At 47.6% G+C, this 13,842-nt stretch carries 8 protein-coding genes; 7 read left to right on the top strand and 1 reads right to left on the bottom strand.

Annotated features, from left to right (window positions below):
• Positions 1 to 118: 118 nt before the first annotated feature.
• From GVN20_RS01775 to GVN20_RS01750, 6 genes are all read left to right on the top strand, one after another.
• Positions 119 to 2,839, top strand: coding sequence for a substrate-binding domain-containing protein (locus GVN20_RS01775; protein ID WP_166556685.1), 2,721 nt, complete (start codon positions 119 to 121; stop codon positions 2,837 to 2,839).
• Positions 2,840 to 3,220: 381 nt separating this feature from the next.
• Complete coding sequence (locus GVN20_RS01770) at positions 3,221 to 4,546, top strand: sugar porter family MFS transporter (RefSeq protein WP_166556684.1); 1,326 nt, start codon at positions 3,221 to 3,223, stop codon at positions 4,544 to 4,546.
• 21 nt (positions 4,547 to 4,567) lie between these two features.
• Positions 4,568 to 5,458, top strand: a complete 891-nt coding sequence (locus GVN20_RS01765; protein ID WP_166556683.1) for a carbohydrate kinase family protein — start codon at positions 4,568 to 4,570, stop codon at positions 5,456 to 5,458.
• 9 nt (positions 5,459 to 5,467) lie between these two features.
• The gene (locus tag GVN20_RS01760) at positions 5,468 to 8,635 is read left to right on the top strand and encodes a SusC/RagA family TonB-linked outer membrane protein (RefSeq protein WP_166556682.1); all 3,168 of its coding nucleotides are present in this window, start codon (positions 5,468 to 5,470) and stop codon (positions 8,633 to 8,635) included.
• Positions 8,636 to 8,656: 21 nt separating this feature from the next.
• Entirely contained in the window at positions 8,657 to 10,363 is a 1,707-nt protein-coding gene (locus GVN20_RS01755; protein WP_166556681.1) for a RagB/SusD family nutrient uptake outer membrane protein, read from the top strand.
• A gap of 115 nt (positions 10,364 to 10,478) precedes the next feature.
• Positions 10,479 to 11,984, top strand: coding sequence for a glycoside hydrolase family 32 protein (locus GVN20_RS01750; RefSeq protein WP_206023177.1), 1,506 nt, complete (start codon positions 10,479 to 10,481; stop codon positions 11,982 to 11,984).
• Between the two features lie 63 nt (positions 11,985 to 12,047).
• Here the strand turns inward: GVN20_RS01750 and GVN20_RS01745 are convergent, their stop codons facing one another.
• Entirely contained in the window at positions 12,048 to 12,830 is a 783-nt protein-coding gene (locus GVN20_RS01745; protein ID WP_166556680.1) for a hypothetical protein, read from the bottom strand.
• A gap of 257 nt (positions 12,831 to 13,087) precedes the next feature.
• On the opposite strand from GVN20_RS01745, the gene GVN20_RS01740 reads away from it, so the two are divergent.
• Complete coding sequence (locus GVN20_RS01740; RefSeq protein ID WP_166556679.1) at positions 13,088 to 13,774, top strand: RNA polymerase sigma-70 factor; 687 nt, start codon at positions 13,088 to 13,090, stop codon at positions 13,772 to 13,774.
• Positions 13,775 to 13,842 lie beyond the last annotated feature (68 nt).

Below are 13,842 nucleotides of genomic sequence, written 5' to 3'. Positions count from 1 at the left end.
AAAAGGTGATTGATAGAAAATGCGTTATTGAAATCTAGCTAATTTTTTCTTTGGAAAATACCAGAACAATGATGCTTTTGACTATTTTAGGTATTTTCGTCCCGAAGGCAAAAAAACCATGCGACTACGGCTATTACTTCTTTTGATATGTATAGGTTGGGGCTGTCAAACGCCCACTGAAAAGAAAACCTATACCATTGGTTTTTCGCAATGCACAGGCGGCGATGAGTGGCGGCGGGTCATGCTCAACGACATGAAACGCGAACTGGCCCTTTACCCTCATTTTCAGTTACTCTACAAAGACGCCGCCAACAGCACGGCTACCCAATTGATCCAAATAAAGGAATTGGTACGGCAAGACATTGACTTACTTATTATTTCCCCCAACGAAACCTCGTCCGTTTTAACGGCTGCCATTGATGAAGTTTTCCAAAAAGGCATTCCCGTGGTATTGCTCGACCGCAAAATTACCTCCGACTCCTACAATTCCTTTATCGGGGCCGACAACCTTGAAATCGGGCGTATGGTGGGTGAGGCAGTTCCTACGCTCTTAAAAAACGGCGGTAAAGTGGTTGAAATATGGGGACTTGCAAGCTCCTCACCCGCGCAGGAACGCCACAAGGGGCTGATGGAAGGCATTGCTAAAGCGCCTAAGATTCAGATTAGTAGCCAATTGTATGGGCAATGGGAACAAGATACCGCCCGAAAAGTAGCATTGGCAAACCTTGACATACTTCGTGAAGCTGATTTGGTTTTTGCGCACAACGACGTCATGGCGCTGAGTGTTCAACGCGTCTGCCAAGAATCGGGCATCAGTCCGTTGCCGCTTTTTGTGGGCATCGATGGACTTCCTGGCCCTAAAAGTGGTTTACAAAAAATCATGGATGGTACCCTCACGGCCACGTTTTTGTATCCTACTGGCGGAGAGGAAGCCATCGAAGTCGCTGCCCAAATTTTAGCAGGGAAAGCCGCCAAACGCGAATATCTATTGAATTCCATTCGGATTGACCGCAGTAATATCAAAGCCATCAAAGCCCAGAGCGACAAGTTATTACACCAACAACAAGACATCGAAAAGCTCAACCAACGAATCGGTCAGCTGAACGATACCTACGCCAGTCAAAAAAATGCGCTGTATGTAATCATTACGTGTCTGGTGTTGGCGGTATTGCTGGGAATTTGGGCGTTGTATTTGGTGAGAGCCAAGCAGTTGTCCAATAAAAAATTAGAACTCCAGAATCGACAAATCAATGAGCAGAAAGATAAAATTGAGGAGGTTTCCAACAAAGCCCGTCAGGCTACGGAAGAGAAACTTCGCTTTTATTCGTACATCTCCCACGAGTTTCGAACGCCGCTGAGTTTGATTCTTACGCCCGTAGAAGATTTACTGATTCAAAAAGCTATTTCACAAAAAGACCTCAAATCGGGTTTGTTATATATCCAAAAAAATGCCCATCGGTTGCTACGACTGGTAGACCAAATGCTCGACCTCCGCAAAACCGACGCTGGAAAACAACTTCTTTTAGCATCAGAGCAGGACATTGTGCAATTTCTCAGGGACATCGTAACGGATTTTCAGCAGAAGGCCCACAAATCCAAAATTGATTTACAATTTATCACTTCTACCCCACGACTTCCCCTTTGGTTTGACGCCGAAAAGCTAGACAAAGTATTGTTCAATCTGCTTTCCAACGCCTTCAAATACACGCCGAAGGGCGGTTTTATCCACGTAGTATTGCAAGAAACCGCCAAAAACGTGCAAATTATTATCAAAGACAACGGCGAAGGAATGTCGGAAACCGAAAAAGAGCGTGCGTTTGATTTGTACTTTAGCGGACAAAAAAAGTACAGCCTCGGCACGGGACTCGGTTTAGCTTTGTCGCGGGAGTTTGTGCATTTACACCACGGCGAAATTGAAGTCACTTCCACCAAAAACGAAGGGACAACATTCGCCATTTCGTTACCCAAAGGAGACGCCCATTTGATGCCTGATGAAAAGGCGCTTTTGGACAAAACGGAACGCCCAACTCCTACCTTTTTGGAAGAAACCGAGGTAGTGGCCCCCACGCCAACCGCGGAGGTTTCTGGCGAACCAACCACCGTTGTATTGATTGAAGACAACATTGATTTGAGTCATTATATAGTAGACAAACTGGCTAAAATCGTTTCTATCAAGTCATTTACCACCGCCGAGCGCGGCTGGGAAGGAATTTTGTCTATGATTCCAGACCTGATTATTTGCGACGTAATGTTGCCCGGCATGGATGGATTTGAGCTGACCCAACGCGTCAAAGAAGATTTTCGAACGTCGCATATTCCCGTTTTGCTGCTTACCGCAAAAAGCCAAATCGACGCAAAAATCGAAGGCTCAAAAGCGGGAGCCGACGTGTATTTGACCAAGCCTTTCAACACCACGCACCTGACCGAAACCATCAAAACCATGCTCAACAACCGCGCCAAGATTCAGCGGCGGTTTAGTTCAGAATACGTATTTGCCAAAGAAAACAAAACCGAAAAACGCTTTCTCAACGAACTCACGGCGCGCATTGAAGCGCACATTGCCGATACTGAATTTGGAGTCGAAAAATTAAGCACCGACATGGGCATGTCGCGGGTGCAGTTGTACCGCAAAGTACACGCGCTGTTGCAGATGAACGTCAACGATTATATTACCGAAATCCGAATCAACAAAGCCAAAGCGCTCCTGCGCGATACCAACAAGAGTATTGCCGATGTAGCCTATGAAACGGGCTTCAACTCCGCCGCCTATTTCACCACGCTCTTCCGCCAAAAGCAACATCAAACGCCTTCAGAATTCAGAAAAGGCGTTGGGGTTTAAGAATCCCCAAGTGTCGGTTACTTATAACCGACGCCACGGTTGTGAACGCCGTTGTGCCGTGGTTGGTGTTTTCAACGCCGTTGTTGGTGTTTTTTCACCAACAACATCCTGACCTCCTCTTACCCCTTCCTTTAGAGTGCAGAGGCCAATCTACTGCTCCATCTACGTACTTCGCCCCTGACCCATTGCTCCCAAGCCATGTACGATTTTTGAAAATAGCCGTAACATTTTTGAAAGAAAATTATCATTCAATGACTATAAAAACCTAAAAAACAACAACTTACGCATTGTACGAAATTTATAAGTATTTGAAAGAATACCAAAATCCGATGCGCTGACCACCAGCTACTTTTGACCCATTCATTTAAATCTTTTACACGAATGAGTCGTCAGAACAGCATCTTCTTTTGGTCAATTACCGCCGCGTTGGGCGGCTTTCTTTTCGGGTTTGATACGGCCGTTATCTCGGGTGTAGAGCAAACCCTGCAACGGCTTTGGTCGCTCACTCCTTTCCAACACGGCCTGACCGTTTCTATCGCCTTAATCGGAACCGTGGTGGGGTCGTTTTTTGGCGGCATTCCCGCCGACCGCCTCGGGCGCAAAAAGACGTTGTTCTGGATTGCCATTTCGTATTTACTCTCGGCGCTTGGTACGGCCTTGGCCCACGATTGGAGTTTATTTTTGGTGTTCCGTTTTTTGGGCGGTTTGGGCGTGGGCGCTTCGTCGGTAGCGGCACCGATGTACATCACCGAAATCTCGCCGGCCCGTTCGCGCGGCAAAATGGTGGCGCTGTTTCAATTCAATGTCGTTTTCGGAATTCTGATTGCTTACATTTCCAATTATTTTCTACAAGATATACCGCAGGAAGCATGGCGTTGGATGTTGGGCGTGCAGGCATTTCCAGCGCTGTTGTTTATCATTACGGTGCTCAACATTCCCGAAAGTCCGCGTTGGTTAGTCTTAAAGAAAGGCAAAACCGCCGAGGCCTTGTCTATTCTTCAAATCATTGACCCCGAAACGGCGACCCAAACGCTTGAGCGCATTTCCAACAGCCAAGCCGATACCACTCAACGCAAACCTCAACTTTTTTCGGGCAAGTATAAAACCCCTGTGATGCTGGCGGTGCTGTTTGCTCTTTTCAACCAACTTTCGGGCATCAACGCCATCATCTACTACGCCCCCCGCATTTTTGAAATGACCGGTTTGGGCAAAGATTCGGCCTTACTTTCGTCGGCGGGGATTGGGTTGACCAATTTGGTTTTCACGCTGTTGGCCCTGAATGTCATTGACCGTTTCGGTCGTCGTAAGTTGATGCTCGTGGGTTCAATAGGTTTGATTGTGACGCTGGGTTTGGTAGCACGTGCCTTCTATTTAGAAGATTTTGGCATGACCGTTCCAGTTTTGCTTTTTGTGTATATCGCTTTTTTTGCCTTCTCTCAGGGAGCGGTGATTTGGGTGTTTATTTCAGAAATCTTCCCCAACGAAGTACGCGCCAACGGTCAGGCATTGGGCAGTTTTACGCACTGGATTATGGCGGCAATTGTAGCCTTCAGTTTCCCGTCTATTGCGGCCTATTTGGGCGGCGGCAATACGTTCCTGTTCTTCTCTGGCATGATGCTACTCCAACTGCTTTTTGTCTGGAAAATCATGCCCGAAACCAAGGGTTCTTCGCTCGAAAAAATCGAACCTACCGTTTTTGCTCACTAAGACTTTAATCCTTCTACCAATATGAAAACCAACATTATTTGTTTTGGAGAAATGCTTTGGGATGTGTTGCCCACGGGAAAACAGCCTGGTGGAGCGCCGATGAATGTGGCCGTTCACCTCAAAAACTTAGGCCATAACCCTCAGATGATCAGCCGAATCGGCCACGATGAATTAGGTAAGAAACTCCTCGACTTTCTCAAAGAAAAAGGACTAACTACCAGCTTGATTCAACAGAGCGAAACGCACCTGACGGGCGTGGTCAAAGCCAACGTCAGCGACAAAAACGAAGTTACCTACAAGATTGTACAGCCCGTGGCTTGGGACTATATCCAATGTGATGAAGCCCTCGAAACCACCGTCGCCAATGCCGAGGTATTTGTCTACGGCAGCTTGGCCGCTCGCAGTGCGGCGTCGGCAGATACGCTTTTTCGATTGCTCAAAAAAGCACGCTTCAAGGTTTTTGACGTCAATTTGCGCGCTCCGCATTATGCCCAAAATACCCTTGAACAACTCTTGCGCGCTGCCGATATGGTCAAGATGAATGCCAACGAACTAGACATGTTGGCAGCGTGGTATGCGCCCAATGACGACGAGCAAAGCGCCATCATCACTTTGGCCGAAACCTTTGATATTCAAACCATTTGCATAACCAAAGGTGAGCACGGAGCTGTGCTCTGGACGGGTGGGGAATTCTACCAAAGTGCAGGTTTTCAGGTCGACGTCCAAGACACCATCGGCAGTGGAGATTCGTTTTTGGCCGCCTTGCTCACCTGTCTGTTAGAAGGTCAGTCGCCCGCCGACAGTGTACAGTTTGCCTGCGCCATGGGCTCGTTGGTTGCCACATACCGTGGTGCTACGCCTTTGGTTACTGCTTCCGAAATTCATTCTTTTCTCACCCCCCAAATACAATAACAATCTACTATGAACACTAAAATTCTCTACTTAACCAAGATGAAGCACTATCTTCCGGTCATCGCAGCATGGCTGCTTTCGCTGCAAATCGTTTTGGCGCAACGCGTCGTAACGGGCAGCGTTATGGGCGACGACAACAACGAACCACTCGTAGGGGCCAGCATTCTAGTGGCTGGCACCACCATCGGAACTACCGCCAACGGCGAAGGTAAATTCTCGATTTCAGTACCCGACAACGCCACCACGCTCAAAGTTTCGTTCATTGGTTACACCACCAAAGAGGTGTCAATTACCGGAATCAGCACAGTAAACGTCAGCCTCACTCCTGGCGGTGCCCTCGGCGAAGTAGTGGTGGTGGGCTACACTACGCAGCGAAAAGAAGATTTGACCGGCTCGGTAGCGGTGGTTGAATTGGCCCCCATCAAAAACAACAGCTCAGGCAATCCCATGCAGTCTTTGCAAGGACGGGTACCAGGCTTGTATATCGAAAGAGACGGCTCTCCCAACGGTTCCAACAGCCGAATCTTGATTCGCGGGGCCAATACTTTGGGAAACAACGACCCGCTTTACGTCATTGATGGCATTCCGACCACACGCCCCGAAGTGTTCCAAAACATGAACCCAGCCAACATTGAGTCTATTCAGGTGTTGAAAGATGCCTCGGCCGAATCCATCTACGGAGCGCGCGCTTCCAACGGTGTGATTATCGTCACGACCAAAAACGGCGGTAATACCAACGGCAAAATCGAATTTCAGTTCAACAGCAGTGTATCGGCACAATCGGAAAAATCAATGCGCTTCAAAATGCTGAACGCCGTCGACAGAGGGCGCGCTTTGTGGCAGGCTTCGGTCAATGACGGCCAAGACCCAGCGGCAGGTTACGGTGAGATTTACGATTTTAACTGGAACAAAAACTTTAGTAATCCCGTATTGACGGGCGTGACGGTGAAGCCTTTCGTGGGCGGCGACCCCAATACACCCGCCGGTGATACCGATTGGCAGGACGTGATGTACAAAACGGGTATCGTGACCAGAAATGACTTTACGGCTTCATACGGCACCAAAACCTCCTCACTCGAAATAAACTTGGGCCACCTCAAGAATACAGGGATGCTGCGGTTTACCAACTACGACCGTTTGAGTGGCAGCATCAATGCCCTTACCCGTGCCTTTGATGATAAAGTGCGGTTTGGCATCAATTTACGCGTTGCCAACTCCAACGAAACCCTGACTTCCACCGACTTAGGAGGGGCTTCCACCACTTCATTGGCCGTTACGTTGGTGCCTACCATTCCTGTTTTCCAAAAAGACGGAGTTACTTATGCGGGGGCTTCTGGCGCAGGCTATTCTGATAGAAACAACCCGCTACACATGCAGGACATTGCCAAGTGGAACAACGCCAATCGTTTGAGCACCTTCGGGAATATTTTTGTGGAAATTCAGCCCATCAAAAATCTGTTTTTTAAATCCAATTTGGGTGCAGATGATGCGCGTTTTTTGAATAAAGTAATCACGCCAACCTTTTCAGAAGGAGCGTTTAACCGCACAACCAATAGCTTATTCTTTGACCAAAACCATTTTTTGAGCACTACTTGGTCAAATACATTACGGTATAATTGGGACCTAAACGACAAAAATCACTTCAAGTTTTTGGTTGGTACCGAGTACATCAAAACAGATTTGAACTTCCAAACCACCAAAAAAGAAGGCTTTGCCCTGCAAACCGAAGATTATTTTACACTGAACGCTGGCACAGGCAACACCACCGTAACGGGCGGCTCAACGGGCCACCGTTTGCTGTCGCAGTTTGCGCGGGTTGATTATAATTTTTCGGATAAATACTTAGTGGCGGTCACTATTCGTCGCGACGGTTCGTCTCGTTTTGGTACCGACAACCGCTACGGTATTTTCCCAGCAGCTTCATTGGGATGGAGAATTGACCAAGAAGAATTCATGAAAAACAACAGCCTCTTTTCAGAACTGAAAGTAAGAATCGGCGCTGGGCGCGTTGGAAATCAACAAATTGGCGACTTGGCTCGTTTCGGATTGTTTGATACCCGCTATGGCACCACGCAGGCACAGTTGGTGGGTGGTTTTTGGGAACAATACATGAACATCGGCACGGCCTATGCTTTATCAGGGGCCAATACGGGCACATTGCCTTCGGGATTTGTTCAAACCCAAGCCGCCAACTCAGCACTGAAATGGGAAACCACCGACGAAATCAACGTCGGAACTGATTTTGCCATTTTGAACAATCGCATCTTTGGCTCTTTTGATTATTTTACCCGTAAAACCTCGGGTATTTTGATTACTCCTCCCGTTGCTTCCGCGCTTGGCGAAGGACAGTCAAAAGCCGTAAACGGAGCCTCAAAATCAAACAAAGGCTGGGAATTTGTGCTGGGCTATCGCGGTATGACGCAACGGGATTTGAAATACAATGTTGTGGCAAACTTCACCCACTTCCGGGATAGAATTACCGAACTGCCCGAGAACGTACGCCCTGCCTACGCTGGTAACCTCGTCAATACCATCATCGGTCACTCCCAATTTGACATCTTTGGCTACAAAACCGACGGATTGTTCCAATCGCAATCGGAAGTAGACGCCGCCCCCGTGCAAGTAGGCGCAGGGCCAGGCCGAATCCGCTACGTGGACATCAACAACGACAACAGAATCGACGATTTGGACAGAACTTGGATTGGTACTACCCTGCCCGCGTTGGAGTACGGGTTACGGGTTGATTTGACCTACAAAAAGTTTGACCTTTCTCTCTTTGGTTCAGGCGTCGCTGGCCGCAAAGGTTTTGATGTCTATACGCTGTTCAATAATTTAATGAAAGGACGTGAGAACGTAGGCCCCGGCGTATTTGACGCCTGGACACCTCAAAATACCAATACCAATGTTCCCGCTTTGACCCTAAAAGATAACAACGGCGAAGGACGCACTTCTGACTACTTCATCGTCAATACCTCCTACTTCAAAATGCGTAACATTCAATTGGGATACAGCATTAACGCCAAAGGAGTCTTTACTCGACTGCGCGTATTCGCCATGGCCGAAAACTTGTTTTGGTTTAAGAGTAAAAATTATTTAAGTCCTGACCCTGAGCGCATTGACCTTGGACCAGTGCCTATTCCCAAAACGTTCACTTTCGGTGTTAATGCGTCATTTTAATACATTCTAATTAGAGAAAACATGAAAAAGAAACTATTCTCCACTATATTTATTTCGGGAGTGCTGGCGTTCAGCTCCTGCCAAAATGCCCTTGATTACACTCCTACGGGCGTATTGTCGTCCTCTGACCTCACCTCACCCACGGCCATTGACGGCTTGGTGACCTCCGCCTACGCCGCCATCGGCAACGGCGACATGATTGGGCCCATCTATAGCAACTGGGTATACGGCAGTGTACGTTCCGACGACACCTACAAAGGCGGCGGCGGTACGGGCGACGTGGGTGAAATCGACGCCCTTGAGCACTACAATTTGGTCACGCCTACCATGGGGGCTTTCGTGACCCGCACGTGGCAAAATTTGTTTAAGTCCATTTCGAGATGCAATGTGGCGCTACGCGCGGTCAACACCCTGACGGAAGCCAATTTCCCCAATAAAAAAATACGTTTGGCGGAGTTACGTTTTTTGAGAGCGCACAGCTATTTTACCATGAAGCTGTTGTACAAAAACATCCCAATTTTTGACGAAACGGCCACCGAAGCGGATATTTTAAAAGTCTCCAATACCCTGACCAATGAAGAATCATGGAACAAAATTGCGGCAGATTTCCAATTTGCCATTGACAATCTGCCCACCTCGCAGGCAGAATTGGGAAGAGCCAATAAACTATCAGCGCAGGCGTATTTGGCCAAATTAAGGCTGTATCAAGCTTACGAGCAGGACAGTAACCACAAACTAACCAATATCAACAAAGGCCGCTTACAGGAGGTAGTGACGCTGACACAGGCCGTGATTTCTTCAGGAAAATACAGCTTGAGCAAAGACATTGCCGACAACTTCCTGCCCGAAACCGAAAACGGTCCCGAGTCTATTTTCGCCATTCAGTTTACCGTCAACGACGGCACCACTGCGGGTCGCATGAGCTACGAAGATGGTCTGAATTACCCACACGGCGCGCCTCAATACGGGTGCTGCGGGTTTCATGCAGGAAGCCAGAATTTGGTCAATGCCCACACAACCGATGCCAACGGACTGCCCAATTTTGATACTTTCAACAATAAACCCGCCGATTTGGCCACCCAAACCGTTGACCCGCGCCTCGACCATACCGTAGGTATTGACGGGCACGTGTACAAATACGACAACACTAAGTTGTTCAGCAACAGCTGGGTACGCGACCCAGGCGTGTATGGCAATTTTCATACCATGCGCTTTCAGCAATTGGCCACGAGCGGGTCGTATTTCAAACTCGGTCCTTTTATGGGAACCGCTAAAAACTACGATATTCTTCGATACGATGATGTGCTGCTGATGCAGGCCGAGGCCTATATCCAATTAGGTCAACCCGCCAACGCGTTGCCGCTGATCAATCAAATCCGAGAAAGAGCCGCCGCCAGTACGGGCCGCCTCAAAAAACTCGACGGGACCTTTGCTTCAAAGTACAACGTAAAACCCTATTCGGCTACGGGCTGGACGCAGGAGTTTGCTTTCAAAGCTTTGCAATGGGAACGCCGTTTGGAGTTTGCAACCGAAGGTTCGCGCTTCTTTGACTTGGTTCGTTGGGGCATTGCTGAGCCCACGCTCAATGCCTACATCGCCAAAGAGAAAGTGAGCAGAACATACTTGGCAACGGCAAAATTTACCGCGGGACGCGATGAATATTTACCCATTCCGCAGGCTGAAATCACCTTTACCAACGGGCTTTATAAGCAGAATCCAGGGTATTAAAAGGCAAATACTGATAGATTAGAGACACATGAAAGAAATGGTAGTGGTTATATCTTACTGCTACCATTCTTATTGTAAAAAAGTACATTTGGAAACTTTTTAATGACACATACGAATGAAAAAAATAGCCCCTTGTCTGTTGTTTCTCCTTTTCTCAGTGGCTTGTTTTGCACAAAACAAACCCCAAGATTATCGTCCGCAGTACCACTATACCGCGCCAAAAAACTGGGTAAATGACCCCAATGGAATGGTGTATCTTGACGGAGAATATCATTTGTTTTACCAATACAACCCTTTCGGGAATGTATGGGGGCACATGAGCTGGGGACATGCCGTGAGCAAAGACCTCCAAAAATGGGAAACGCTCCCCGTGGCCCTGCCCGAATTTGACAACGCCGACGGAACCCAAACCATGATTTTTTCGGGCTGTGCCGTCATCGACAGCATGAATACTTCGGGCTTTTTTGAGAAAGGCTTTACCAAAGGAATGGTGGCGATTTTTACGTCGCACATTGAAGGCAAAGCCCAGCACCAGAGTATCGCGTACAGCGCCGATAAAGGCAGAACCTGGAAACGTTACGACAAAAACCCCGTGTTGGACTTAGGCATGAAGGACTTCCGCGATCCCAACGTAATTTGGTATCCCGAAAAGCAAGTCTGGATTATGACCGTCGTAAAGCCACTCGAATACATAGCTCAGTTTTATGAATCCAAAGACCTGAAAAATTGGACATTACTGAGTGAATTTGGCAAGCAGGGCGACATGACCAAGATTTGGGAATGCCCCTCCCTGACCAAAGTACCCGTGGAAGGCACCAATGAAACCAAGTGGGTTTTGATGATTTCGAGTGGGCACCGCCAAAAGAATTACTTGGCCATGCAATATTTTGTGGGCGATTTTGACGGAAAAACCTTCACGCCCCAAAAACAAAATGAAATCCTGTACGTGGACGAAGGCAAGGATTTTTATGCGGCCATTCCCTTCAATAATTTGCCAAAATCGCACGCCAAACCCGTTATGATTGGCTGGATAAACGATTGGGAATACGCCCGCGAAATCCCCACGGGTGACACGTGGCGGGGAGGGTTTTCGGTGGCTAGGGAGTTTTCATTGAAAAAAACAACCGATGGACTCCGACTTGTTCAACAGCCCATTATTCAACTTAAAAGTGCCCAAAAAGAAGCTCTCAGCGTTAAAAATAAGGTGGTTAATGGCACCTATGAAGTGCCGTTCAAAGGCGAAGTGTTTGATTTGACACTAGAAATCCAGCCACAACAGGCCAAGATAGTTACGCTCAATGTCTTCCAAAGTCAAGGCGAAGCTACGGCCATTCGCTACGATGCCAACACTCAGGAATTATCCCTCGACCGCACGCGTTCGGGACAGGTAAATTTTCACCCGCGCTTTTCGAGCGTGGAACGCGTGAAAGTGCCGTTGAAAGATGGGAAGCTTAAAATCAGGCTATTGGCCGACAAATCAATCCTTGAATTGTTTGCGCAGGACGGCGAGCAAGCCCTGACCGAATGGGTTTTCCCCACAAAACACGAAGGCCGAATCACGTTGACGTCGGAAGGTGGAAAGGCGAAGATAACGACCCTTTCGGTTTATACTGTTCATTAAAAATACAAACATCGGCGAGGTTTGAACCAGGGCGTGCAGCCCTCGCCGATGTTATAAATGAGTTTAGCCTTTCGTGCGATACAATGTACCGTTTTCAATGACGTAGAGTGTGTTATCCATGGCAATAATGTGCGTTACCGCGCTCAGGAGGCCTTTTTCGCCTACTTGCTCATAGTTTCCATTTTTATCCGTTTTGAAAAGCGTTCCGTCGGCTTCTACACTCCACAAAAAGCCACGGTCGGCCACCATCGCGATGGTATTTTCCCAATCTCCCACCTTTCCTACCTGCTGCCAGCGCAGGGTCTTCATGTTGCTTTTGTAAAGCGTACCTTTTTCGACCGTCCACAGATGCCCGTCCATGGCAGCGAGCATTTCGGCATCGGTAAATTCCCCATCATTACCGATTTGTTGCCAAGTGCCGTCTTTTGAGGTTTCGTAAAGTGTTCCGCTGGTTTCAATGCTGTAAAGCTTTCCATTCAGCCCTACCATTCCTTGCGTATCTTTCCAATCGCCCGTTTTGCCCACCTGCCGCCAAACTGCCTTTGAAGGAATGGTCTGGTAAAGAGAACCATCTTCAATGGTCCAAATTTCGTTGTCCAACGACACCAACAGGTCGGCATTATCAAATAATCCCTTATCGCCAAGCTGTCGGTAATTCCCCTGTTTATCAGTTTGAAACAGCGTCCCGTCTTTTTCAATGCTGTATAAGTAGCCACCCATGCCTACCACACCGATAGTATTTGCCCAGTCTCCTTTTTTGCCTACCTGTTCCCAGCGTTGGGCGTTTAGAAGCAGAGGTGATAAAAATGCCGTACAAACCAAGGTTGCGAGTAATAATTTTTTCATTTTCATTCAAAGTATTTTTTAGCGTTCGGCTCAAAATTACTACAAATCGGTATAATTTATTAACTCTTAAGATTTTCTTATTTTGGGCTAGAAAACGAATATTTTGGGGCAAATCGTAGGCCTTAAATCAATAACATTCAAAAAAATAAAAATATTTTTATATTTATGTAAGGAGTTCCGACCTCCCAACTTGTCTTAGTAATAGATTACGGAAAGGTATATAAATCCTTCAGCAATATTACCCTCAGGCACAAACGATGGAGCAGGCCTACAACGAACCTTACGAAGAGCGAAACCCAAAAGCCTTGGGGACTCCTTCCATTCCGCTTAACCCAGCCAACCCACCTCTCAAAACCGCTTTTGAGTTGGATGATGAATTGTTTATCCGCAAAACGCTGGAAACCAACCTACGGCTTGGGGTAGAGTTGCTGTACAAACGCTATTACCAACCGATGTGTACGCACGCGGTGAAGTTTGTCGGCTCGCGCGAAATTGCCGAGGACTTGGTTTCTGAGATTTTCTTTCAGTTTTACGCCAATCAAACTTTTCTTACAATCGACTCTTCTTACCGTCTGTATTTGTTTCGTACGGTACGCAATCGGGCGTATAACTACCTCCGTTGGGATTTGAGCCGCAAAGCCGATTTGGGCGAAGCCTCCCAAAAACCCATCCTCGACGAGCAACAACCCGACCAAATCAGTCAGTTTGAAGAATTATACCACGACGTAGAAGAGGCCGTCAACAAGCTACCTCTCGAACGGCGGCGGATTTATCTGATGCAAAAATTTGAAGGTAAAAAATACCGCGAAATCGCCGACGAACTCAATCTTTCCGTCAAGACCGTCGATGTACAGCTCACCCGCGCCAACCAGTACATTCGAGATCTTTTGAAAGACAAGTGGTTGCTCTCATTATTCGCCTTCCTTGCGGGGCTTTTCCACTGATTTTTTATGTAGAACTCCCCGCTTTAAAGGAACAAAAAAACGATTCTTGTCGGGTCACAAAAGAAAGC

This window comes from Runella sp. CRIBMP, from assembly GCF_009905605.1.
In the GTDB taxonomy this organism is placed as follows: domain Bacteria; phylum Bacteroidota; class Bacteroidia; order Cytophagales; family Spirosomataceae; genus Runella.
Note: the sequence above shows the minus strand (reverse complement) of the source record. Positions and strands in the feature narration are given on the sequence as shown.